Raw genomic sequence first — 22,444 nt, forward strand, 5'->3', positions numbered from 1 at the left:
CGAACCCAGTTGTAGCACTCAGTGCCGAAAGGAACCGATGAGTCCGACGAGCGACCGTCCGACCGGGCGCCCGCGCACGATCGACCCCGGCGCGGTGTCCCTCACCGCGCTCCGGCTCTTCGATGACGACGGCTTCGACGCCGTGTCGATGGACGACATCGCCGCGGCGGCCGGGATCAGTCGTCGGTCGCTGTTCCGCCTGTTCCCGAGCAAGTCCGCGCTGGTGTGGGGCGGACTCGACGAGTTCGCCGCACGCTTCACCGAGGCGCTGCAGCGCCGACCCGCCACCGAGGCGTCGGGAGTGGCACTGCGCACCGCCTACCTGGTCGGCGCGTCGTTCCCGGACGACACGCTCGAGGTGACGCGGCGCCGGCTGCGCGTCATCCGTGCGAACCCGTCCCTGGAACGCGGCGGCGAGGCGACGGTCACGTCCCTGACGGAGACGATCGTCCGCTTCGTCGCCGAACGGGAGGGACGACCGACGGACGACCTGGCGGTCACCGTCCGCGCACATGCGGTCGCCGCCGCGGCGAGCGCGGCGTTGACCTGGTGGGCGCTGCACGACGACACCGGCAGTCCGGCGCACGCCATGGAGCGCGCCTTCGACGTGCTGGCGATCGGCTGAGCCCGCTCGACACCGTGTGGCGGACGGGAGGCCCGTGGCGAGCCCGCACCGGACCACCCGTCGGTCGTGGACCCGGATGGGAGGCCCGTGGCCAGCCAGCCACGGGCCTCCCGTCCCCGGCGGTCAGCCGGCCGGGCCGCCCGTGGCGACCCACGAGCCGATCGGACGGTCGGGGACGTCCTCGTCCGTCTCCTCGGAGCCCGTGGCGACGAACCCACGCGCCCGGTAGTTCGCGAGGGCGGCGGGTCCGTCGAGCGAACAGGTGTGGACCCACACGCGCGACACCGCGGGGATCCCCGCGCGCTCAGGGAGGGTCCAGGCGGCCCGGACACCGTGTTCCAGCAGGCGTCCGCCGAGCCCGCGGCCGATCGCGGTCTCGGCGAGCCCGAAGTACCGGATCTCGACCGCTGTCCCACCGTCAGCCGGCTGGGGGTGCAGGTGGACGTACCCGAGCGGGTTGCCGTCGCCGTACAGGACCCAGAACTCGGTCGCCGCGGTGGCGAGTTCGTCGACCCACTGCTGCCGCGACCATCCCAGCCGGTCCGTCCAGTGCCATGGTCCGCCGACCAGGCCGTAGAGGAAGCGGGCGTACTCCGGTGACACCCGTGCCGCCCGGTCGAGCCGGACGTCCTCGGGGAACGGGCGAGGGGCAGTCCGCGGCGGAGCGAGCATCTGCAGGGTCGTGGTGACGACCGTCATCGGGACTCCTCGCGTTCCACGGGCACGGGTCAGTGGTCGGCCGACTGCCGTTCGGTCGATGACTCGTGGCGCATCCGCACCAGGCTGGCGAGGGTCGCGAGGCCGATCGACACGATGATCACGACCAGGGACGTCACCGTCGTGATCTCCGGTGCCCACTCGACCGGACGGCCGCCGTTGATGAACGGCAGCTCGTTCTCGTGCAGGGCGTGCAGCACGAGCTTGACCCCGATGAAGGCCAGGATCACCGCGATGCCGTACTTCAGGTAGACGAGCTTCTCGAGCAGGCCGCCGAGCAGGAAGTACAGCTGCCGCAGGCCCATGAGCGCGAAGACGTTGGCCGTGAACACGATGAAGGCGCTCTCGGTGATACCGAAGATCGCGGGGATCGAGTCGAGGGCGAAGAGCAGGTCGGTGGTCCCGATGGCGATCAGGACGACGATCATCGGCGTCAGGTGCCGGACGCCGTCCTGGGTCGTCCGGAGCTTGATGCCGTCGAAGGTGTCGGTGATCCGGACCCGGCGACGCAGCTGGCGGACGATGAAGCTGTCCTGCTGCTCGGCGTCGTCGTCGTGGTCCTCGCGCACCTGCTGGATCGCGGTGTACACCAGCCACGCGCCGAAGAGGTAGAAGATCCACGAGAAGTCCTCGATCAGCTGTGCGCCGAGCAGGATGAACACGCCCCGCAGCACCAGGGCGATGATGATGCCCATCATCAGCACCGACTGCTGGATCTGCTTGGGCACCGAGAACCGCGCCATGATGATGACGAAGACGAACAGGTTGTCGATGCTCAGGCTGTACTCCGTCAGCCAGCCGGCGACGAACTGCCCGGCGGCGTCCCCACCCGCGACGACCAGCATCAGCACCGCGAACACCAGGGCGAGCCCGACGTAGAGGCCGACCCACAGGCCCGACTCCTTCACGGCCGGCACGTGCGAGCGTCGCGCGACGATGAGCAGGTCGGCGAGCAGGATCACGACGATCGCGATCATCGACCCGACTTCGAACACGACGGGCAGGTCAGGCAAGGGCACTCCTCGTTGCTGTGGGAATGTCCATCATGTCGTCGGCGGGGCCGTCGCGCGAACCGTCACGCGCGGACGGGATGGCGAGGGGTGTCCCGTCGGAGCACCTCTCGAGGGACCACCCCACGCTGCGTGCCGCCGACGTAGCGTCGAGGACATGCCGTCCGACACCTCCTCCACCACCGACCCGGAGTTCACCGCCTACACCAGCGCCTTCGCCGTCGAAGCCCTGCAGCGCGTGGCGCTGAGCGAGCACCACCGCCTGGTCGTCCGGCTGGGCGCGACCATCGCCGTCGGCGCGCAGACCGCCTTCCGAGCCGTCCTGACCACCGCCCTCGACGCGGGCATCACGCCCGTCGAGGTCAAGGAGGTCGTCTACCAGGCGGCTGCCTACGTCGGGTCAGCCCGCACCGGCGACTTCCTCGCCGTCACGAACACCGAGCTGTCCGCCCGCGGTGTCGCACTCCCGCTGCCCGGCCAGAGCACGACCGACCCGGCGTCACGGTCGGAGCGCGGGCTCGCGGTGCAGAAGGCGATCGTGGGCGGTGACCAGGTCGACGCACTGTACGACCGAGCGCCTGCCGACACCGTGCACTTCCCGCGGTTCCTGTCAGACAACTGCTTCGGCGACACCGTCGCCCGCAACGGACTCGACCTCCGCACGCGCGAGCTGCTGACGTTCGCGATGCTCGTCGCCCTCGGCGGCGCCGACGCGCAGGTCCGCGCGCACGTCGCCGGCAACCGCACCGTCGGCAACTCCCGTCGGGACCTGGTCGACGTCCTGACCGTGCTGGTGCAGGACATCGGGTACCCACGGACGCTCAACGGACTCGCGGTCGTCGAGGACGCCGCACCGGCCACCGGCGCAGAACACGCCGATCCGCAGCACGAGCAGGAGGACGCATGAACATCGAACCCCGCACCCCCACCGTCAAGAACCCACCGGAACAGTTCGCCGGCGACGTCTGGGTCGACGCCGTCGCCGCCCCGCACGGAGCCGACCAGCGCATGACCGTCGCCCTCGTGCGGTTCGCTCCGGGCGCCCGCACCGCCTGGCACTCGCACGCCCGTGGCCAGTACCTGCGCGTCACGCAGGGCACCGCCCGATTCGGGACCCGTGACGGTCAGGTCGTCGAGGTGCGCCCGGGGCAGACCCTGTACACGCCGCCGGGGCAGGAGCACTGGCACGCCGCCACCGAGGACGGGTTCATGGAACACCTGGCGATGCTCGAGCAGGGCGACGACCCGGCGGCCACGACGACGTGGAACGAGCACGTCAGCGACGAGGACCTGCGCGGCTACGGCCGGTAGTCCTGCCGCCGGCGGTGCGCGTCGTCGGCCTCGGCCCGTCGCTTCGCCTCGTCGCTGCGGGAAGACGCGAGCGTCACTTGCGACGACACCTGGTGCCCGTTCGGGTCGGGCACCAGATGCGCAGGCGGATCGCGACTGACCCGGGTGCCATCGTCCGCCCCCACGAGGCGTCCGGTCCGTTCATTCGAGGATTCGAGTCCCGTTGCGAACACTGTGCGCACTTCTCCCAGCGCGACGGCGGAACGTTGGCTGCGGACGCGTCGCCACGGGGCACCTGGCGCGTCCCACCGCACGACGAGGAGCAGCCGTGACCGAACACCGCACCGCCGAGACCAACGGGACCTCCACCGGAGGGTCCCCCGCCGACACGACCGACCCGGACGGGACGAACACCTGCAGTTTCCACATGGGGGGTGCACTGCCCGCGGGCGGTGACCACCAGGGCGGCACGTTCGGGCAGTCCCCGACCCTGTCCGACTGGTACCCGCAGCGACTCCGTGTCGAGCTGCTGCACCGCAACGGCATCGACGCCGACCCGCTCGGCGCCGACTTCGACTACGCCGCCGCCTTCGCGACGATCGACCTCGACGCGCTGAAGGCCGACATCAAGCAGCTGCTGACGACCTCGGTCGACTGGTGGCCGGCGGACTACGGCAACTACGGCCCGCAGATGATCCGGATGGCGTGGCACGCCGCGGGCACGTACCGCATCGCCGACGGCCGCGGTGGCGCGGGGACCGCGATGCAGCGGTTCGCACCGATCGGCAGCTGGTGGGACAACGGCAACACCGACAAGTCCCGCCGGCTGCTGCAGCCGATCAAGCACAGGTACGGCAACGCGCTGAGCTGGGCGGACCTGATGGTCCTGACGGGCAACTGCTCGCTCGAGCTGATGGGCCTGCCGACGTACGGGTTCGGCGGGGGCCGGCTCGACGCCTGGGAGCCCGACGACGGCACCTGGTGGGGACCCGAGGTGTGGAACCCGCACGAGGCGCACCAGGGCGACGACATGGTCACGCGCGACGAGCGGTGGACCGGGCAGAACGGCGACGCGGACTACGACCTGCAGAGTCCGCTCGCCGCGTCGCACCAGGCGCTCATCTACGTCAACCCCGAGGGCCCGTACGCGAACGGGGACCCGATGGGTTCGGCGCGCGACATCCGGATCACGTTCTCGCGGATGGCGATGAACGACGAGGAGACCGTCGCACTGATCGCCGGCGGCCACGCCTTCGGCAAGAGCCACGGGCAGGTCCCCGCGTCGGACATCGGCCCGTCGCCCGAGACCGCGCCGATCGAGTCGATGGGTCTCGGCTGGCACAACCCGGTCGGCACCGGCAACGCCGAGTACACCTCGACGAACGGCATCGAGGGCAGCTGGACGCCGAACCCGACCCAGTGGGACAACGCCTACCTGGAGAACCTGTTCGCGTACGACTTCGAGCAGACGAAGAGCCCCGCGGGTGCCCTGCAGTGGACCCCGACGGACCCCGCCGCGCCGAAGACCCCGGACGCGCACGTGCCCGGGCAGATGAACCCGCTCATGATGATGACGTCGGACATCGCGCTCAAGGTCGACCCGGCGTACCGCGAGGTCTGCGAACGGTTCCTGGCCGACTTCGACCTGTTCACGACGGCGTTCTCGAAGGCCTGGTACAAGCTGACCCACCGCGACATGGGCCCGAAGCACCGCTACCTGGGACCCGAGGTGACGATCGCCGACGACCTGCTCTGGCAGGACCCGCTCCCAGAGGCCGAGGGCGCCCCGCTCGACGACGCCGACGTGCAGGCGCTCAAGCAGGCCGTCCTGGCGTCCGGGCAGTCCGTGTCCGACCTGGTGTTCACCGCGTTCTCCGCAGCGTCGACCTACCGCGACAGCGACAAGCGCGGCGGGGCGAACGGCGGCCGCATCGCGCTGTCGCCGCAGAAGGACTGGGCGGTCAACCGGCGGACCGTCCCCGTGGTCGAGGCCCTGCGCGGCGTCCAGGCCGACTTCGCCCGCACGTCCAACAAGCACGTCTCACTGGCCGACCTGGTCGTGCTGGCCGGCTGCGCTGCGGTCGAGCAGGCAGCGCGAGCGGCGGGCTCCGACACGACGGTGCCGTTCACGCCCGGTCGCGTCGACACCACGCAGGAGCTGACGGACATCGAGATGTTCGAGTGGCTCCGCCCGGTCGCCGACGGGTTCCGGAACTTCGTGTCGGACCGCTTCGCCGAGTTCGCCCCCGGGGTCGCCCCCGAGGCCACGTTCCTGGACAAGGCGAACCTGATGACCCTGACCGCGCCGGAGTGGACCGTGCTGACCGGGGGCCTGCGGGTCCTCGGGGCGAACTGGGACGGTTCGGACGCGGGCGTGTTCACGGACCGCGTCGGTGTCCTCAGCACGGACTTCTTCGTGCACCTGACGGACACCGAGCTGGTCTGGACGACGACCGACGACACCGAGTCGACCTTCGCGGGCACGGTCCAGGCCACCGGCGAACGACGCTTCACCGCGACGCGCAACGACCTGGTGTTCGGCTCGAACGCCCAGCTGCGCTCGGTCGTCGACGCCTACGCGGGCAGCGACGGGCAGCAGCGCTTCGTCGCCGACTTCGTCCGCGTCTGGGACAAGGTCATGATGCTCGACCGGTACGACGTCAAGGGGCACCGTCGGTACGGCCCGATGGCGGCCTGAGCCGCGATCACGGGTCGGACAGGAGGCCCGGTGCCAGCTGGCACCGGGCCTCCCGTCATGCGGTGGTGACGAACCGCTCGACCGCGTCGGCGACCAGGTCGGGTCGCGTGATGAACGGGTGGTGCCCCGTCGGCAGGTCGATGCTGCGCGTCGCCCGCGCCGCGTGGTGCCGCTGCAGGCCGACGGTGGTGCTGCGGTCCTCGGTGCACACCAGGTACGTCGAGTCGACGCCCTGCCACCCGGCGACGGTGGTCGGCGTCGCGAACGCCCCGACGGCCTGCTCCGTCACGCGGCTCCACGCCGCCTGCTGCGTCGTCGGGTCGGCGTCCTGCAGGAACCGGGCGCCGAACGACTCGGCGTCGTACCCGTCCACACCGATCACGCCGGGACGGACCTCGGCGACGGCAACCGGGTCGGGCTCGCCGCTCATGATCCCGCCCTGGGGCTGGCCGACGTCGGGCAGGTACGACGACACGAACAGCAGGTGCGCGACGGCCGGGTGGTGGCCGGCCTCGGCGACGACGGTCCCGCCGTACGAGTGGGCGACGACGACGGTGTCGTCGTCCAGCTGGTCGAGCACGTGGCGGAGCGCTGCGGCATCGGCAGCCAGGCCGTCCGCGGCGACCTCGGTCGAGCCGCCCTCGGCACAGGACGGCAGGGCGACCGCGTGGCTGCGCATCCCTGTGCGCTGCTGCAGCACGTTGGCGGTGGGCTGCCACCACCACGTCCCGTCGCGGACCAGTGCTCCGTGCACGAAGACGACGTCCATGAGTTCCTCCTGGTTCGACAGCGGTGTCTCGTCAACGGTACATGTAGCGATCGTTACGTGAAACGCGGGCGGTGTGCGACGATGCCGACATGGGACGACACCCGCGGCCGGAGATCGCCGAGCAGCTGCTCGAGCGGTGCACCGACCACGCGCTGGAGCACGGGCTCCCGGACCGGCTCGAGCCCCTCGTGCAGGCCACCGGTACCTCGGCACGCATGCTCCTGTACCACTTCGGCACACGCGACGCCCTGTTGCTCGCGGTGCTCCGGCAGGCCCGACGGCGACACCTCGACAGCTGGGGAGGGCTGCTGCGGCTCCGCCCGGACGAGCACTACGCGACCACCCTCGGCCGCGCGTGGGTGTCGATGACCGGCCCGGACGAGGCACCGTTCCTGCGGATGTTCACCCAGCTCCGGCAGCAGTCCGAGCAGTCGCTGTGGCCCGGGTTCACGCGGCAGGCGACGACCGACTGGTTGGGGCCGCTCGACGCCGGGCTCGCGAGCATCGGCCGCGGCGGCTCGGCGACCCTGGTGCTCGCGGTCATCCGCGGCCTACTCATGGACGTCGAGGCGACGGGCGACCTCGAACGCGCCGACGCGGCGTTCACCGAGCTGCTCGGAGCGCTCGACCCGGCTGCGGCCCAGCTGCCGCTGCGCTGAGCGCGGCGCTGCGGCTGCGCTGAGCGCGGCGCTGCCGCTGCGCTGATCGCGGCGCGCGCGAACGACGCCCCCGGCACTGCCGTACCGTCGCACGCGTGAAGGTGCTGTTCCTCGAGGACGACGTCGAGCTCGGCGCTGCGGTCGTCGACGGCCTGCGCGACGAGGGCTTCGTCGTCGACCACGTCACCACGATCGGGGTCGCCGACGTCCAGCGCGTGGCCACCCACTACGACTGCCTGGTCCTCGACCGCATGGTCCCCGACGGGGACGCACTCGCGCTCGTCGACCGGATGCGGCAGGACGGCGACACCACCCCGGCACTGCTGCTGACCGCCAGGAGCCGGGTGTCCGACCGAGTCGCCGGGTTCGACCACGGGGCGGACGACTACCTGGTCAAGCCGTTCGCGTTCGCGGAGCTCGTGTCGCGGATCCGTGCGCTCGGTCGCCGCGGCGTCGATCCGAGCCCGCCGGTGCTGCGAGCCGGCGACCTCGAACTCGACCTCGCGCGGCACCAGGCGCGCCGCGACGGGGCTCTCCTGACCCTGACCGCGAAGGAGTTCCAGGTCCTCGAGGTCCTGTTGTCCGCGACGGGACGTGTGGTCGGGCGCACCGAGCTGCTCGAGCGTTGCTGGGACGAGATGAGCCCGCCCGGCTCGAACGTCGTCGACGTGCTCGTCGGCCAACTCCGTCGCCGCCTCGGTCCGCCGGACCCGATCGAGACCATCCGCGGCGTCGGCTACCGGGTGCCCGTGTGATGCCCGGCAGCAGCTCCGCTCGCCGGTCCGACCCGGCGCGCCGTCGCATCGCACGGATCCGGTGGACGACGACGGTCGTGTTCGCCGCGGCGACCGCTGCGTGCCTCGGGGTCCTCGTCGCGGCGGCGCTGCACATCGACCTGGCCTCACGCGGCGAGGCCACGGACACCGACCTGCAGCAGCGGGTGGAGACCCTCGCCGACCTGGTGACGTTCGGCGACGACCAGCAGCTGCACCTCGGTCCGGTGCAACAGAGCCACGCGGCCGGGTCGGTCCCCGTGTACGGCTTCGTCACCAACACCGCCATCGCCTACGCCCAACCCGCCCAGGACGCCCTGCCGAGCGACGCGGTCCTCCGGCGTGCCCTCGCCGACGCGCGGCACGCGAAGGGCGGCGTCGTGACCTTCGTGGCGCCGGAGGCCGCATCCCCCGACGGGGAGCGCCTGCACTGGGCAGCGTCGACGATCACGGACTACGGCACCTACGTCGACGGCACCTACACGGGCGGCATCGCGGTCGCCGGGAAGCCCGTGGCCGCCGCGGCCGGCCACACACAGCTCCGGACGGGACTGCTGCTGGCCGCGGGCACCCTGACCGTCGTCGCCGCGGCACTCGCGCACCTGGTCTCCGGTCTGGCGGTCCGGCCCGCCGTGCGCGGGCTCGAGGCACAGGAACAGTTCCTGGTCGAGGCGGCCCACGAGCTCCGGACTCCCCTCGCTGCCCTGCGGGTCCTCGCGGAGCGGCGTGCTCCACCCGACCAGACGATCCGGCAGGTCGACCGGCTCGTCACGCTCTCCGACCGCCTGCTCCTGCGCGCACGGTCGTCGTCGACCTCGGTGGTCAGCACCCAGGCGATCCGACTCGACCAGGTCGTCGAGTCGGCGGTGATCACGTCCCTGGACCGGGACGCGACCGCGCGCGACCTCGACGTCGACCTCGCACCGACGACGGTCGACGCCGACCCGGACCTGGTCGACCAGATCGTGCAGAACCTGCTCGCGAACGCCGACCGCCACGGCAGTCCGCCGATCCGGGTGCGGGTGGCGGAGGGCACCCTGACGATCGCGGACTCGGGCGCGGGCATCCCGGCGCGGGACCGCAGACGTGCACTGCGGGCCGGCAGCACCGGCGGCGCCGGGACCGGCACCGGGCTGGCCATCGTGCAGTGGGCGACGCGCGTCCAACGAGCGACGCTGTCCCTGGCCGACACGGACCCGCGGGACCGCGAGCGACCCGGCCTGACGGTCACGATCCGGTTCCGGACAGCACGTCGGACGGCCTCATCGAAACCTCACACACCCGCGCGCATCGTGGACGCAGGCCGACAGGAAGGAGCCTGACCATGACACCCTCGAAGACCCTGGCACTCGCCAGCGCGGCAGGGATCGCGACGCTCATCGCCCTGAGCGGGTGCGCCGCGAACGGATCCGTCACCGCGGAGCCGACGACCGCCACCACGACCGCCGCGACGCCCGCCACACACGTGAGCACCGCCTCCGGCACGGCGAGCCCGACCACCGGCAGCAGCGCAGCCGGCGGCAGCGGAACCGGCAGCAGCGGCACCGGCGGCAGCGGCACCGGCGGCGACTCGCTCCGCACCGGCGCCTGCGCGACCACCGACCTCGCCGGGTCCGTGACGAGCACCCCCGGGGGCGGCGCAGCCGGACACCAGGGCTACGAGCTCGTCTTCCGCAACACCGGGTCGAAGCCGTGCACGCTGCAGGGCTGGCCCGGCGTCTCGTTCGTCGGGAAGGGCAACGGCACCCAACTCGGTGCCGCCGCGTCCTTCGACCGTGCGAGCCCGCACGGCACGGTGACGATCGCCGCGGGGAGCATCGCCCACGCCACAGTGATCGTCGCGCAGGCCGGGGACTTCGGCGACTGCGGCGCGACGACCGCCGACGGCTTCCGCGTCTACCCGCCCGGGTCGAAGCAGTCGCTGTTCATCGACGCCGGCCAGCTGCAGCTGTCCGCGTGCACGAACACGCAGGACACCCAGCTCGAGGTCCAGGCGATCCAGCCCGGTTCCTGAGCCGGTCGCCGCGATGACCAGCCGGGGGCATCGCGGACGGGAGGCGCGGTGCGGGGCCGCACCGTGCCTCCCGTCCGTCACCGGCGCAGGTGCGCGAGCACCGCGTCGCTGACGGCACGCATGCCGGCGGGCGTGGGGTGGAAGAAGGCCGCGTCGCCCTTGCGGAAGGCCGTGAAGCCCTGCACCCACGGCTCGGCGGAGCCGACGGCGTGCTCGTCGCTGATCCCGGCGACGTCGACGAGCTCGGCGCCCGACTGCGCTGCCGCCGCGGCGAAGGCGTCGCGGAGCTGGTCGGCGGTCCGTCGGAACGCCAGCATCTGGTCCTCGGAGAAGGGCGCCAGCCGTGAGCGCGTGGTGGCCGTCCCGATGATCGTCAGGTAGTCGACCAGCACGACCCGAGCCGCGGGTGCGCGGTCACGGACTGCCCGGACGACGTCCACCAGCCCGGCGGTCGCGGCGTCGACGTCCCGCTGCGTCGGCGGGTCGGCCGTTGCCGTCCGCTGGAGCCGTCGGCCGAGCGCGCGGGTCAGGGGCCGTGCGGACAGCCAGCTCCCCCACGCCGCCTCCGACAGCGATCCGACGTACCGCAGGTCGTTGCCGCCCGCGGTGATCGTCACGAGGTCGACGTCCGAACCGGGGCGCACGGCCTCGATCTGCGGTGGGAGCCGCTTCGGGCCGACGCGCTGCGCCGTACGCAGGACCGTGTCCGTCGTCGCACCGCTGACCGATGCGTCCGTCAGGCGGGCTCCGAGTGCACGAGCGATCTGGTGCGACGCGTTGGCACCCGAGCGCCCGGCCAGCCGGTCGACCACGGGCGCGAGCCCCGGTCCGGCGGCGAACGAGCTGCCGAGTGCCACCATGTGCCGGGTCATCGCCCGATCATGGCACGACCGACCGTGGCAGAGTGCGCGCATGGCCCTGTCCCCGAGCGCACCCACCCTCACCCTGTTCTGCGGGCTGCCCGGGTCCGGCAAGACCACGCTGGCACGCCGGCTCGAGGCCGCCGGCGACGGCATCCGGATCGCGACGGACGAGTGGCAGGCGATGATCGGCGTCCCGCACGCGGACTCCGACTTCCACGAGTCCCTGCAGGTGGTCCTGTACCGGCATGCCCTGACCCTGCTGCGGGCGGGCGTGGACGTGGTCCTCGAGGACGGGCTGTGGACCGCTGCCGAGCGGCGGCAGAAGTTCGCGGACGCCCGAGCCTGCGGTGCGCGGGTGCGCTTCCACGTGTTCGAGGTCGACCACGACACGCTGTGGGAGCGGCTGCGTCGTCGCAACGCCGCTGCCGCGCCCGGGTCGGCACCCCTGACCGAGGACGACCTGCGGTGGGCGGAGGGCGTGTTCGAGCCGGTCACCGACGTGGAACTCGCCCTCGTCGACGAGTACGTTCGGCACACCGGCGGAACGGGACCGGCAGACGGCACAGCCAGGAGCACACGATGACCCCCACCCACCCCGACCTCCGTGCGATCCGCTTCCTGCCCGGGTTCTCCTGGGGACCGCGCCTGACGGGGCTCGTCCGGCGGGTGCGGCCGCGGCCGGCCGACCTCGGGCCGGAGGTCACGGCATCCGAACTGCACCTGCCGGGCACCGCGGGCAACCCGGACGTGTCGGTCCGGCTGCTCCGTCCGGCGCTCGCCGAGGGCCCGACGCCGCTGCTGCTCTGGGTCCACGGTGGCGGGCTCATCTCCGGCAGCCCGGAGCAGGACGACCGCGCGAACGCCGGCTTCGTCCGCAGCCTCGGGATCGCGGTCGCCGCCGTCCGGTACCGCCTGGCGCCCGACGCCGTCGCTCCCGCCGCCGCCGAGGACGTGTACAGCGCGTTCGTCGCGCTGGTGGAGCGGGCCGGACGGCTGGGCATCGACCCGGCCCGGATCGCGATCGGGGGTGCGAGCGCGGGCGGTGGGCTCGCCGCCGCGGCCACCCTGATGGCCGTGGACCGACCGGGTCCGGTGCCGGTCTTCCAGCTGCTGGTCTACCCGATGCTCGACGACCGCACGGTGCTGCGGACCGACATGGACACCACCAACGTGCACGTGTGGATGCCGGGCAGCAACCGCTACGGCTGGGCGACGTACCTCGGCACCGATCCCGGCAGCCCGGACGTGTCGGCGTACGCGGCCCCGGCCCGCCGCACCGACCTCGCAGGGCTGCCGCCGGCCTGGGTCGGAGTCGGCGCGAACGACCTGTTCCACGACGAGGACGTCGACTACGCCGAGCGGCTCCGCGCCGCCGGGGTCGACTGCACGCTCGAGGTCGTGCCGGGCGCGTTCCACGGCTTCGACGCGGTGATGCCGAAGGCCGGTGTGTCGCGTGCCTTCTGGCTCGCGCAGGCGCGCGCGCTGCAGGGTGCCCTGACCGCGTCCCCGCGGCACGGGTAGCGGTCACCACCGGACGGGAGGCGCGGTGCGGGCCCGGCCCGGTCCTCCTGTCCGGCCGTGGGTCGCGCCGGGCTGGCGCCGCGTCAGCTCGCGCCGGGCGCCTCGGCTGCGCGCGCGCCGCGGAGCTCGGGGAAGTGGTCCTCGCGCCACTCACCCACGGCGGGGGTCCCGCTCGCTGCCGCCCGCTCCTCGAGCTCACGGAGTTCCACCCGGCGGATCTTGCCGGAGATGGTCTTCGGCAGCTCGGCGAACTCGACGCGGCGGACCCGTGCGTACACGGGGAGGACGTCGCGTGCGTGCTCGAGGACCTGGCGCGCCGTGTCGGCCGTCGGCTCCCAGCCCGCGGCGAGCGCCACGTAGGCCTTCACGATGTTGAGCCGCGCCTGGTCGGGTGCGGGGACGACCGCGCTCTCGGCGACGGCCGGGTGCTGCAGCAGGGCGCTCTCGACCTCGAACGGCGAGACCTTGTAGTCGGAGGACTTGAAGACGTCGTCGGTGCGGCCGATGAAGGTGAGCTGTCCGGCCGCGTCACGGGCGGCGATGTCGCCCGTGTGGAAGTGGCCGTCGCGCATCGCGTCGGCGGTCCGGTCCGCCTCGCCGAGGTACCCGGCCATCAGGTTCACCGGGCGCTCGCTCAGGTCGAGGCACACCTCGCCCTCGTCCCCGGGTGCACCGGTCACCGGGTCGAGCAGCACCACGGTGACGCCGGGCAGCGGCGTCCCCATCGCGCCGGCGGTCACGTCCGCGCCCGGGGCGTTGCCGATGATCGCCGTCGTCTCGGTCTGGCCGTAGCCGTCGCGGATCGTCAGGCCCCATGCCTCGCGAACCCGGTCGATGACCTCGGGGTTGAGCGGCTCGCCGGCGGACACCACTTCGCGCAGTGCCCGTGGCCGGGCTCCGAGGTCGGCCTGCAGCATCATCCGCCAGGCCGTGGGCGGCGCGCAGAACGTGCTGACCTCGGCCCGGTCGAGCTGTGCCAGCAGCGCCGCGGGGTCGAAGCGCGGGGTGTCGTGCACGAACACGGTGGCCTCGGCGATCCACGGTGCGAAGAAGCAGCTCCACGCGTGCTTGCCCCACCCCGGTGAGCTGATCGCCAGGTGGACGTCGCCGGGCCGCAGACCGATCCAGTGCATCGTGCTGAGGTGCCCGACCGGATACGAGGTCTGCGTGTGCACGACCATCTTCGGCTTCGAGGTGGTGCCGGACGTGAAGTACACCAGGCACGGGTCGGTCGTCCGGGTGGTGACGACCGGGCGCTGTTCGCCCGCGGGTGCCGGGTCGCCGAGGTGGTCGGGGTACGGCGTCCACCCGTCCGCGGCGCCGCCGATCACGATGCGTGAGAAGTCCCCGTGCACGCCCGTGTACTTGGAGGTCTCAGACGCGTTCGTGACCACGTGGGCGACGGACCCGCGGTCGACGCGGTCCTGCAGGTCGGCGGTGTCGAGCATCGTCGAGGTCGGCAGGATGACGGCGCCGAGCTTGATGACCGCGAGCATCGTCTCCCACAGTTCGAGCTGGTTGCCGAGCATCACCAGCACGTGGTCGCCCTTCCGGACGCCGTGGGCGTCGAGGACGACCGCGAGCCGGTCGGAGCGCGCGGCCATCTCGGCGTAGCTGAACCGGCGGTCGCCGTCGGCGTCCGCGAGCCAGAGCGCCGTGCGGTCGTTGCCCGCGGCGATGACGTCGAACCAGTCGTCGGCCCAGTTGAACGTGTCGCCGAGGTCGGGCCAGGCGAACCCGGCGACGGTCGCGCCGGGCAGCGCCGGGTGGTCAGCTCGTGCTGGGTCCGTCACGGCGAGGAGCTGGTCACGGGCGGCGCGGTACGCGGCGGTCACGTTCGGGGAGGGCACCTGTCGATCATGCCGGATCACCCCGCGAGGCGCCCGGGGCGCGGCGTCGACGGGCGGCCGGTCAGGTGCACGCCCACCTGTCCCGACCACCACGGCGCTGCCGTCGCGCGTTCGTCAGTTGTGCAGGACCGCCGGCCGCACACGGACGGGGGCGAGCCACCGCGTGAGGACGATGGCCACGACCGCGCCGCAGCCGATGATGCTGGCCAGGACCACGATCTGGAACCGCCCCGCCTCGAGCGGCGAGACCCCGCCGAACACGGCCCCGACGAACGCTCCCGGCAGGGTCACGAGCCCCGTGGTGCGGGTCTGGTCGGTCGTCGGGACCATGGCGGCGTGGACAGCACGGCGCACCAGGTCCACGGTCGCCTCGCGTGGACGTGCGCCGAGCGCCAGCCACCCCTCGACCTCCTCCCAGTGGTCGCCGGTGAGCTCGACGAACCGCCGACCGCTCAGCGTGGCGATCGTCATCGCGTTCCCGATGACGATCCCGCCGATGGCGAGCACGTACCGGGGCGAGAACTCGATCGCTCCGGTGCTGAACACCACTGCCAGGCTGACGACGACGCCGGCGCCCATGGCGCTCGCGACCGGTCCGACCATGCGCCGGTACGCACCCAGCCGACGGGCCGCGGTCCACGTCGCCACGGTGAACATGACGAACAGGGCGACGCCGATCCAGAACGGGCTGCGGATGATGTTCGACAGGATGAGGCTGATGGCAGCGAGCTGCACGGTGCCCTGCAGGACGGCGAGCGCCGGCGCGAACGGCTTCGGCGCCCGGACCGCCAGCAGCAGCACCGTTGCGAGGACCACGAGTGCGCTGATGCCGACGAGCGTCCCGGTGACGAGCTGCGGCGTGAGCATGCGTCGGGCTCCTGTTCGGCGGTCCGCGACCCGGACCACGACCGCAGTGGGGGCACGGTGGGCTCTGGCGGGCTCGAACCGCCGACCACTTCGGTGTAAACGAAGTGCTCTACCAACTGAGCTAAGAGCCCGCAGCGACGATCGTACTTGGTGACGGACGCCAGGTGCGGTGCGGGCCCGACCCGCGCCTCCCGTCCGGTTCTGGGTCGATGCTTGCGACGCTGCACCTAAACCGGTATAAATGCCCCTGAACCGGTTTAGAACCATGAACACGGGCACGACGCGAAGGAGCGGACGATGACACGACGCCCCACCATCGTCGACGTCGCACGCGAAGCGGGCGTCTCGAAGGGCCTCGTGTCCCTCGCCCTCAACGACCGGCCCGGTGTCAACGCCACGACCCGCGAACGCATCCACAGGGTCGCGGCCGACATCGGCTGGCGCCCCAACCCGGCCGCCCGTGGCCTCACCAACCGTCGTGCGTACGCCCTGGGCCTGGTGGTCCGTCGCGACCCCCGCATCATCGAGGTCGACCCGTTCTTCGCGTCGTTCATCTCCGGCCTCGAGACCGTCCTGTCGGAGCGCGGCCAGGTCCTCGTGCTCAGCCTCGTCGGGGACCACGACGCCGAGGAACGCGCCTACCGCACGCTCGCGGCGGACGCCAGGGTCGACGGGTTCATCGTCACGGACCTGCTCGCCGGCGACCCCCGCATCGAGCTCATCGCCGAGCTCGGGGTGCACGCCGTCACGCTCGGCGAGCCCGACGTGCCGACGGCGTTCCCCGCGGTCCGTCGGGACTACGCCCCCGGCATCCACGAGCTCGTCCGCTACCTGGTCGGCCTCGGTCACGAGCGGATCGCCCACGTGTCCGGTCCTGAGTCCATGCTGCACGGACACGAGCGGCGGCAGCTGTTCGCCGATGCAGCACTCGAGGCCGGCGTCGACGCGGTCGTGGTCCCGACGGACTTCTCGCCCGAACAGGGGGCCGCCGCGACCGAGCAGCTCCTCGACCTCGCCGAGCGCGACCGGCCGACCGCGATCGTCTACGGCAACGACCCGATGGCGATCGCCGGCATGTCCGTCGCCCAGCACCGCGGTCTCCGGGTGCCGGACGACCTCTCGGTCACCGGACTCGACGGCTCGCAGATCGGGCGGCTCGTGTTCCCGGCCCTCACCACCCTCGACAACGACCCGGCCGAGTGGGGACGCATCGTCGCCGCCACACTGCTCGACCTCGTCGACGGCACCACGCCCGTCGACCGCGCTCTGCACCCCGCCGGACTCATCGTCCGCGGGTCGACGGGCGCGCCCCCGACCCGACAGCACACGACCGCGTAGTGCGCGCGGGAGCCTCGACGGCTCGGACGCACCCCCGACGAAGGAGTCACATGCACCGCCGCATGCTCGCCATCGGCACCGCCCTCGCGGCGACCGTGGCGCTCACCGTCTCCGGCTGCGCCACCGGCAACACGGTGGCCGGACCCGAGGCGAGGACCAAGCACGGTCCGATCACGATCTGGTACTCGAACAACGCCCAGGAGGTCACCTGGGGCAAGGGGCTCGTCAGCTCGTGGAACAAGGACCACCCGGACGAGCCGATCAAGGCCCAGGAGGTCCCGGCGGGCAAGAGCACCGAAGAGGTGATCGGCGCCGCGATCACGGCGGGCACCACCCCGTGCCTGGTGTTCAACAACCTGCCCGCCGCCACCGGGCAGTTCCAGAAGCAGGGCGGCCTGGTCGACCTGTCGAAGTTCCCCGGTGCCGACGCCTACATCCAGGCGCGCTCGGGGACGACCGCCGACCAGTACAAGTCCCCGGACGGCGACTACTACCAGATGCCGTGGAAGTCGAACCCGGTGATGATGTTCTACAACAAGAAGCTCTTCGCGAAGGCCGGGCTGAGCACCACCGACCCGAAGCTCAGCACCTACGCCGACTTCCTCGCCGCCGCCGCCAAGATCAAGGCTGCGAAGGCCGCACCGTTCGCCATCTACCCCGCGGCGACGAGCGAGTTCTTCCAGCCGAACTTCGACTTCCTGCCGCTGTACGCCGCCGAGACCGGCGGGACGGGGCTGCTCGACGGGGACCAGAAGGCCACGTTCGACGACGCCGCCGGCAAGGACGTCGCGGACTTCTGGAAGACCGTGTACGCCAAGGGGTACGCCGGCAAGGACCAGCTCCAGGGTGACGCCTTCGCCACCGGCCAGGCCGCGATGGCGATGGTCGGCCCGTGGGCGGTCGCGAGCTACAAGGGTGCGGTGGACTGGGGCGTCGTGCCCGTGCCGACGAAGGACGGCACCGCAGCGGACGCGACCTGGACGTTCCCGGACGCCAAGAACGCCGCGATGTACGCGTCGTGCCGCAACCAGGGAACCGCGTGGGACGTCCTCAAGTACGCGACGAGTCCCGACCAGGACCGCGCGCTGCTCGAGACGACCGGGCAGATGCCGATCCGGAAGGACCTCGCGTCGACCTACGCGGACTACTTCGCGAAGAACCCGTCGTACCGGGAGTTCGGCGCCCAGGCAGCCAGGACCGTCGACGACCCGACGGGTCCCAACTCGACGGCCGTCCTGCAGGCGTTCCGGAACTTCTGGACGAAGGCCGTCATCTCCGGCGACGGCGAACTCGATCCGCAGCTCGCCGCCGCGGCCACCAAGACGACCCAGCTCGCTGTCCAGAAGTGAAGGAGGACCGACCATGACCGCAACAGCGACCGCCCCGGCCGCCGCATCCGCTGGGGACCGCAGTCAGCACCGGCACCCCTGGCGCATCCGGGTGTTCGGCAGGAACCCCCTCGGCTGGCTCTTCAGCGCGCCGTACCTGGTGTTCGTGCTGGTGATCTTCGCCTACCCCCTGGTCCTCGCCGTCTACATGTCGTTCCACGACTACTTCTTCTCGGCCCCGGGGGCGACCGTCGACCGACCGTTCATCGGCGTGCAGAACTACGTGCAGGCGTTCGAGGACCCCCAGGTCCGGCAGTCGTTCCTGAACGTCGGCGAGTTCCTGCTCATCAACGTGCCGCTCACCGTCGTGCTGTCGCTCGTGCTCGCGGCGGCGCTCAACAGCGTCGTCCGCTGGTCGACGTTCTTCCGGGTCAGCTACTACGTGCCGTACGTCACGGCGTCCGTCGCCGTCGTCGGCGTCTGGCTGTTCCTGTTCAACCAGACCGGCCTCGTGTCGAAGCTCCTCGGCCCGCTCGCCCCGAACCCTGGGTGGCTCGTCAACGAGCACTGGGCGATGCCGATCGTCGCGCTCTTCGTCACGTGGAAGCAGCTCGGGTTCTACATCCTGCTGTACCTGGCGGCGTTGCAGAACGTGCCGAAGGAGCTCTACGAAGCAGCCGCGACGGACGGTGCGGGCAAGGTGCGGTCGTTCTTCTCCGTGACCGCCCCCGGAGTCCGACCCGCGACCGTGCTGGTCCTGCTCCTCAGCACCGTCATCGGGGCGAACCTGTTCACGGAGCCCTACCTGCTGACTGGCGGCGGCGGCCCGAACGGCTCGTCGTCGTCACCCGTGCTGGTGATGTACCAGCAGGGCATCGAGCAGAACCACCCGGGGTACGCGTCCGCGATCGGCATCGTGCTGGTCGTCGGGGTCATGGTCATCGCGTTCCTGCAGAACCGATTCGCCGGAGGAAGAGAACGATGAGCCAGACAGCAACCGGCGCCGCAGGCGCTGCGGGCCTCCCCGTCCCGGGGACCGGCACCGGCGGGGACGACGAAGGTCGGGCCTCCAGACCGCGCCGCACGCGGCGACGCCGCATGGACGGGATCCAGCTGAGCCGCGGCCAGGCGGCGCTCCGGTTCGTGGTGCTCCTCATCGGCGCCGCGGTCTTCCTGTTCCCGTTCTGGTACATGATCGTCGGCTCGCTCCAGGCGTCCCCGGACACCTCGATCGCCGGTGCGTTCCCGAACCCGTCGAACATCACCGGGCACAACTACGCCGAGATCAACTCCCGGGTGAACCTCGGCCAGGGGCTCCTGAACTCCGGCATCTACACCGGCGGCGTGGTGATCTGCACGGTCGTCTTCGGCGTCCTCGCCGGCTACGCGCTCGCGGTCCTGCAGTGGAAGGGACGCGGCGTCACCTTCGCCCTGGCACTCCTCGTGCAGGTCATCCCGTTCCAGCTGCTGATGATCCCGCTCTACGTGCTCATCGCGCGGAACTACGGACTCGCCGACAACTACCTCGGCATGATCCTGCCGTTCGCGATCAACTCGACGGCGGTGATCATCTTCCGCCAGTACTTCCTGCAGGTCCCGCAGGAGATCTTCGACGCCGCGCGGATCGACGGTGCCGGTGAGATCAGCGTGCTGTGGCGGGTGGCACTCCCCCTGGTCCGGCCGGCGCTCGTGACCGTGGTGCTCGTGACCTTCATCGGGCCGTGGAACGACTTCCTCTGGCCGTTCCTCATCACGAAGGAGGCATCGATGCAGCCCCTTGCGGTGTCGCTCGCCAACTACATCTCGAACATCGCCCAGTCGACCGCGAACCCGTTCGGAGCGATCCTCGCCGGGGCGGTCGTGCTCGCCGCGCCGGTCGTCGTGCTGTTCATCGTGTTCCAGCGCTACTTCATCTCGACCGACGTCGGGTCCGGGGTCAAGGGATGAGCGCCGACCTCGACCCGAGCCGGTCCGAACCGAGTCAGCTCGACCGCGCCCAGCTCGTCGCCGACTACGAGCGAGCCCTCCGGCACGACAACGCGCTGACCGACCGGATCTCGACGGACGACTTCTCCGCCGTCTACGACGACCCACCGGCCTGGATGATCGGGCCGTTCCGGCGCGATCCGTCGCTCACCTTCACGCAGCCGCGTGCCTGGGCGGACCCCACCGGGATCGGGTGGACGGCCGAGTCCGTCTTCAACCCCACGCTGGGCGTCGCTCCGGTCGACGGACGGCCAGGAGGCCCGGAGCAGCTGCATCTCGTCTACCGTGCGGCCCCGCGCAAGGAGAGCACCTCGTCGCGGATCGGGCACGCGGTCCTGACCGCGGACGGCTGGGTCGACGACGGCGGCCCGATCCTCTGGCCGACGCTCCGCAACGAGTCGCTCGGGGTCGAGGACCCGAAGCTCTACCGTGCCGAGGGACGCTGGTTCCTGTTCTACAACGGCATCTGGGACACCACCGGGACACCCGAGCGTGCCGAGTACCCGTCCGCCGACCACCTGGACGGCGAAGTCGGATGCGACATCAACCTCGCGGTGTCCGACGACCTGGTGCACTGGGAGAAGCTCGGACAGGTCGTGCCGTACGCCGTGTCGCAGCTCTGGGCGAAGGGCGCCGTGATCCCGCGGAACGACCGCGGGGAAGCGGTCCGGATCGGCGGCGAGTACCTCATGTACCTGTCCGAGGGGTGCGGTGGACGCCTGACCGTCGGCCACTCCGACGACATGGTGCACTGGACGTTCGCGCCCGAGGACTACCTCGACATGTCCTCGCTCGGGCCGCAGCTGTACGAGGTCGCGTGCGCGGTCGTGGACGGCGACCGGCTCGTCCTCGACTTCTTCCACCGCGACCCCGCCGGGCACTTCGCCGCCGCCCAGGCCCGCTACGACGTCGACGCCCCGTTCACCCAGCGCGAGCTGCACAGCGGCGGGTCCCTCGCGTGGGGCGGGTTGCTCCGCTGGGACGGCGACCGCGTGTTCGCACAGGGCTGGGACGCGCCGCGCGGCACCCGCGAGATGTACTGCTACCGAGAGGACCACCATGACTGACGCCCTTGCCGCCGCTGACTTCCCGTACGCCCTCGAGCGGGTCGGCCTGCTCATGTCGCCGCTGGCGGACGACCCGCTCGAAGCCGAGGGTGTGCTGAACCCCGGCAGCGGCCGCGGCCCGGACGGCGAGCTCTACCTGCTCCCCCGGCTCGTGGCGACCGGCAACGTCTCCCGGATCGGCATCGCCCGCGTCGTCGTCGAGGACGGCGTGCCCGTCGGTGTCGAACGCGAGGGGATCGTGCTCGAGCCGGAGCGGACGTGGGAGGTGGGGGCGCAGAACGCCGGCGTCGAGGACCCGCGCACCACGTTCCTCCCGGCCATCGGCCTGCACGTCATGACGTACGTCGCCTACGGGCCGCTCGGACCGCACACGGCCGTGGCCGTGTCGGAGGACCTGCGCGCGTGGCGCCGGCTCGGACCCGTCCGGTTCGGGTACGACGACGCCCTCGACGTCGACCTCGGTCTGTACTTCAACAAGGACTGCGTCTTCCTCCCCGAGCCGGTCGTCGGACCGGACGGCGTCACGAGCATCGCGGTGCTGCAGCGCCCGGGCTGGGACCTGTCCGAGATCCGCCCCGGCGAGGGCGTGCACCCGCCGTCGTGGGTCGAGGACACCCGGCCGTCGATCTGGATCTCGTTCGTGCACCTCGACCGGGTCCGCGAGGACGTCGGGGCACTCGCGGAGTGGCGCGGGCACCGGGTCCTCGCCGCACCGGAGATGCCGTTCGAGGCGCTCAAGATCGGGGCGGGACCGGCGCCGATCCGCGTGCCGGAGGGCTGGTTGCTCCTGCACCACGGGGTGACCGGCGAGCTCGTCGGCTCCCTCGCCCAGCAGCAGAACGTCAACTACGCGGCCGGGGCGATGATCCTCGACGCGGAGCGGCCGTGGCAGGTCGTGTCCCGGACGACCGAGCCGCTGCTGTCCGCCGACACCGAGGACGAGCAGTCGGGCATCGTGCCGAACGTGGTGTTCCCGACGGCGATCGAGGAGATCGACGGGGTGCGGTACGTGTTCTACGGGATGGCCGACTCGAAGATCGGGGTGGCGCGGCTCGTCCGCCGCTGAGCA

The 22,444-nt window shown here is 71.7% G+C and carries 22 protein-coding genes and 1 tRNA gene; 16 read left to right on the forward strand and 7 right to left on the reverse strand.

Translation table 11 applies throughout. The features are described from left to right. The first annotated feature begins 37 nt into the window (after positions 1-37). Positions 38-625 (forward strand): TetR family transcriptional regulator, encoded by a 588-nt coding sequence (locus ASG04_RS13420; RefSeq protein ID WP_056125243.1) that lies wholly within the window; start codon positions 38-40, stop codon positions 623-625. A 123-nt stretch (positions 626-748) separates the two neighbouring features. Here ASG04_RS13420 and ASG04_RS13425 read toward each other — a convergent pair whose 3' ends face one another. Together ASG04_RS13425 and ASG04_RS13430 are read right to left on the reverse strand one after the other, a co-directional pair. Then, positions 749-1,324 carry a GNAT family N-acetyltransferase gene (locus ASG04_RS13425; RefSeq protein ID WP_056125245.1) on the reverse strand — a complete coding sequence of 192 codons (576 nt, stop codon included), beginning with the start codon at positions 1,322-1,324 and terminating at the stop codon, positions 749-751. A gap of 29 nt (positions 1,325-1,353) precedes the next feature. Beyond that, the gene (locus ASG04_RS13430) at positions 1,354-2,361 is read right to left on the reverse strand and encodes a TerC family protein (protein ID WP_056125247.1); all 1,008 of its coding nucleotides are present in this window, start codon (positions 2,359-2,361) and stop codon (positions 1,354-1,356) included. Positions 2,362-2,509: 148 nt separating this feature from the next. Between ASG04_RS13430 and ASG04_RS13435 the strand changes: the two genes are divergently transcribed. The 3 genes from ASG04_RS13435 (at position 2,510) to katG (ending at position 6,340) form a co-directional block, all read left to right on the forward strand. Further along, positions 2,510-3,259: a carboxymuconolactone decarboxylase family protein gene (locus ASG04_RS13435; RefSeq protein WP_056125249.1), complete on the forward strand. Its 750-nt coding sequence runs from the start codon at positions 2,510-2,512 to the stop codon at positions 3,257-3,259. Next, a complete protein-coding gene (locus tag ASG04_RS13440) occupies positions 3,256-3,663 on the forward strand; it encodes a cupin domain-containing protein (RefSeq protein WP_056125251.1) in 408 nt (135 codons plus the stop codon). Before ASG04_RS13435 ends, ASG04_RS13440 begins: the two co-directional genes overlap by 4 nt. A gap of 307 nt (positions 3,664-3,970) precedes the next feature. Next, positions 3,971-6,340 (forward strand): catalase/peroxidase HPI, encoded by a 2,370-nt coding sequence (gene katG, locus ASG04_RS13445; protein WP_235515544.1) that lies wholly within the window; start codon positions 3,971-3,973, stop codon positions 6,338-6,340. Between the two features lie 55 nt (positions 6,341-6,395). Here the strand turns inward: katG and ASG04_RS13450 are convergent, their stop codons facing one another. Next, the gene (locus ASG04_RS13450) at positions 6,396-7,109 is read right to left on the reverse strand and encodes an alpha/beta hydrolase (protein ID WP_056125253.1); all 714 of its coding nucleotides are present in this window, start codon (positions 7,107-7,109) and stop codon (positions 6,396-6,398) included. An 89-nt stretch (positions 7,110-7,198) separates the two neighbouring features. On the opposite strand from ASG04_RS13450, the gene ASG04_RS13455 reads away from it, so the two are divergent. The 4 genes from ASG04_RS13455 (at position 7,199) to ASG04_RS13470 (ending at position 10,555) form a co-directional block, all read left to right on the forward strand. Continuing rightward, a complete protein-coding gene (locus tag ASG04_RS13455) occupies positions 7,199-7,768 on the forward strand; it encodes a hypothetical protein (RefSeq protein WP_056125256.1) in 570 nt (189 codons plus the stop codon). Between the two features lie 95 nt (positions 7,769-7,863). Continuing rightward, the gene (locus ASG04_RS13460) at positions 7,864-8,523 is read left to right on the forward strand and encodes a response regulator transcription factor (protein ID WP_056125259.1); all 660 of its coding nucleotides are present in this window, start codon (positions 7,864-7,866) and stop codon (positions 8,521-8,523) included. Then, a complete protein-coding gene (locus ASG04_RS13465; protein WP_156463671.1) occupies positions 8,523-9,863 on the forward strand; it encodes a sensor histidine kinase in 1,341 nt (446 codons plus the stop codon). Before ASG04_RS13460 ends, ASG04_RS13465 begins: the two co-directional genes overlap by 1 nt. Before the next feature lie 2 nt (positions 9,864-9,865). Beyond that, positions 9,866-10,555 (forward strand): DUF4232 domain-containing protein, encoded by a 690-nt coding sequence (locus ASG04_RS13470; RefSeq protein WP_056125262.1) that lies wholly within the window; start codon positions 9,866-9,868, stop codon positions 10,553-10,555. 77 nt (positions 10,556-10,632) lie between these two features. Here ASG04_RS13470 and ASG04_RS13475 read toward each other — a convergent pair whose 3' ends face one another. Beyond that, positions 10,633-11,427, reverse strand: coding sequence for an SGNH/GDSL hydrolase family protein (locus ASG04_RS13475; protein ID WP_082518129.1), 795 nt, complete (start codon positions 11,425-11,427; stop codon positions 10,633-10,635). 40 nt (positions 11,428-11,467) lie between these two features. Between ASG04_RS13475 and ASG04_RS13480 the strand changes: the two genes are divergently transcribed. Continuing rightward, positions 11,468-12,001 (forward strand): AAA family ATPase, encoded by a 534-nt coding sequence (locus ASG04_RS13480; RefSeq protein ID WP_056125266.1) that lies wholly within the window; start codon positions 11,468-11,470, stop codon positions 11,999-12,001. Further along, positions 11,998-12,939 carry an alpha/beta hydrolase fold domain-containing protein gene (locus tag ASG04_RS13485; protein WP_056125270.1) on the forward strand — a complete coding sequence of 314 codons (942 nt, stop codon included), beginning with the start codon at positions 11,998-12,000 and terminating at the stop codon, positions 12,937-12,939. The genes ASG04_RS13480 and ASG04_RS13485 overlap by 4 nt, the downstream gene beginning before the upstream one ends. Before the next feature lie 83 nt (positions 12,940-13,022). Here ASG04_RS13485 and ASG04_RS13490 read toward each other — a convergent pair whose 3' ends face one another. The 3 genes from ASG04_RS13490 to ASG04_RS13500 all read right to left on the reverse strand — a co-directional run bounded on the left by ASG04_RS13490 (position 13,023) and on the right by ASG04_RS13500 (position 15,787). After that, positions 13,023-14,789: an AMP-binding protein gene (locus tag ASG04_RS13490; protein ID WP_082518133.1), complete on the reverse strand. Its 1,767-nt coding sequence runs from the start codon at positions 14,787-14,789 to the stop codon at positions 13,023-13,025. Between the two features lie 114 nt (positions 14,790-14,903). After that, positions 14,904-15,656, reverse strand: a complete 753-nt coding sequence (locus ASG04_RS13495; protein ID WP_056125277.1) for an ABC transporter permease — start codon at positions 15,654-15,656, stop codon at positions 14,904-14,906. A gap of 58 nt (positions 15,657-15,714) precedes the next feature. Then, positions 15,715-15,787: transfer RNA gene (locus tag ASG04_RS13500), tRNA-Val, on the reverse strand. A 166-nt stretch (positions 15,788-15,953) separates the two neighbouring features. On the opposite strand from ASG04_RS13500, the gene ASG04_RS13505 reads away from it, so the two are divergent. The 6 genes from ASG04_RS13505 (at position 15,954) to ASG04_RS13530 (ending at position 22,441) form a co-directional block, all read left to right on the forward strand. Beyond that, on the forward strand, positions 15,954-16,994 hold the full coding sequence (locus ASG04_RS13505; protein WP_056125279.1) for a LacI family DNA-binding transcriptional regulator: 1,041 nt from the start codon (positions 15,954-15,956) through the stop codon (positions 16,992-16,994). Positions 16,995-17,044: 50 nt separating this feature from the next. Beyond that, positions 17,045-18,343 carry an ABC transporter substrate-binding protein gene (locus tag ASG04_RS13510; protein WP_056125281.1) on the forward strand — a complete coding sequence of 433 codons (1,299 nt, stop codon included), beginning with the start codon at positions 17,045-17,047 and terminating at the stop codon, positions 18,341-18,343. A 13-nt stretch (positions 18,344-18,356) separates the two neighbouring features. Further along, the gene (locus ASG04_RS13515) at positions 18,357-19,307 is read left to right on the forward strand and encodes a carbohydrate ABC transporter permease (protein WP_156463672.1); all 951 of its coding nucleotides are present in this window, start codon (positions 18,357-18,359) and stop codon (positions 19,305-19,307) included. Positions 19,308-19,420: 113 nt separating this feature from the next. Beyond that, positions 19,421-20,269: a carbohydrate ABC transporter permease gene (locus ASG04_RS13520; protein ID WP_056125284.1), complete on the forward strand. Its 849-nt coding sequence runs from the start codon at positions 19,421-19,423 to the stop codon at positions 20,267-20,269. Beyond that, entirely contained in the window at positions 20,266-21,375 is a 1,110-nt protein-coding gene (locus ASG04_RS13525) for a hypothetical protein (protein ID WP_056125286.1), read from the forward strand. The genes ASG04_RS13520 and ASG04_RS13525 overlap by 4 nt, the downstream gene beginning before the upstream one ends. After that, positions 21,368-22,441 carry a glycosidase gene (locus ASG04_RS13530; RefSeq protein ID WP_056125288.1) on the forward strand — a complete coding sequence of 358 codons (1,074 nt, stop codon included), beginning with the start codon at positions 21,368-21,370 and terminating at the stop codon, positions 22,439-22,441. The genes ASG04_RS13525 and ASG04_RS13530 overlap by 8 nt, the downstream gene beginning before the upstream one ends. The last annotated feature ends 3 nt before the right edge of the window (positions 22,442-22,444 follow it).

This window comes from Curtobacterium sp. Leaf183 (assembly GCF_001424385.1).
GTDB lineage: Bacteria > Actinomycetota > Actinomycetes > Actinomycetales > Microbacteriaceae > Curtobacterium.

Coding starts and splice junctions, on each gene's coding strand:
- ASG04_RS13480 (WP_056125266.1), top strand. CDS start 11,468: ATGGCCCTGTCCCCGAGCGCACCCACCCTCACCCTGTTCTGCGGGCTG.
- ASG04_RS13435 (WP_056125249.1), top strand. CDS start 2,510: ATGCCGTCCGACACCTCCTCCACCACCGACCCGGAGTTCACCGCCTAC.
- ASG04_RS13470 (WP_056125262.1), top strand. CDS start 9,866: ATGACACCCTCGAAGACCCTGGCACTCGCCAGCGCGGCAGGGATCGCG.
- ASG04_RS13485 (WP_056125270.1), top strand. CDS start 11,998: ATGACCCCCACCCACCCCGACCTCCGTGCGATCCGCTTCCTGCCCGGG.
- ASG04_RS13505 (WP_056125279.1), top strand. CDS start 15,954: ATGACACGACGCCCCACCATCGTCGACGTCGCACGCGAAGCGGGCGTC.
- ASG04_RS13495 (WP_056125277.1), bottom strand. CDS start 15,656: ATGCTCACGCCGCAGCTCGTCACCGGGACGCTCGTCGGCATCAGCGCA.
- ASG04_RS13520 (WP_056125284.1), top strand. CDS start 19,421: ATGGACGGGATCCAGCTGAGCCGCGGCCAGGCGGCGCTCCGGTTCGTG.
- ASG04_RS13515 (WP_156463672.1), top strand. CDS start 18,357: ATGACCGCAACAGCGACCGCCCCGGCCGCCGCATCCGCTGGGGACCGC.
- ASG04_RS13425 (WP_056125245.1), bottom strand. CDS start 1,324: ATGACGGTCGTCACCACGACCCTGCAGATGCTCGCTCCGCCGCGGACT.
- ASG04_RS13455 (WP_056125256.1), top strand. CDS start 7,199: ATGGGACGACACCCGCGGCCGGAGATCGCCGAGCAGCTGCTCGAGCGG.
- ASG04_RS13420 (WP_056125243.1), top strand. CDS start 38: ATGAGTCCGACGAGCGACCGTCCGACCGGGCGCCCGCGCACGATCGAC.
- ASG04_RS13530 (WP_056125288.1), top strand. CDS start 21,368: ATGACTGACGCCCTTGCCGCCGCTGACTTCCCGTACGCCCTCGAGCGG.
- ASG04_RS13450 (WP_056125253.1), bottom strand. CDS start 7,109: ATGGACGTCGTCTTCGTGCACGGAGCACTGGTCCGCGACGGGACGTGG.
- ASG04_RS13440 (WP_056125251.1), top strand. CDS start 3,256: ATGAACATCGAACCCCGCACCCCCACCGTCAAGAACCCACCGGAACAG.
- ASG04_RS13525 (WP_056125286.1), top strand. CDS start 20,266: ATGAGCGCCGACCTCGACCCGAGCCGGTCCGAACCGAGTCAGCTCGAC.
- ASG04_RS13510 (WP_056125281.1), top strand. CDS start 17,045: ATGCACCGCCGCATGCTCGCCATCGGCACCGCCCTCGCGGCGACCGTG.
- ASG04_RS13465 (WP_156463671.1), top strand. CDS start 8,523: ATGCCCGGCAGCAGCTCCGCTCGCCGGTCCGACCCGGCGCGCCGTCGC.
- ASG04_RS13475 (WP_082518129.1), bottom strand. CDS start 11,427: ATGACCCGGCACATGGTGGCACTCGGCAGCTCGTTCGCCGCCGGACCG.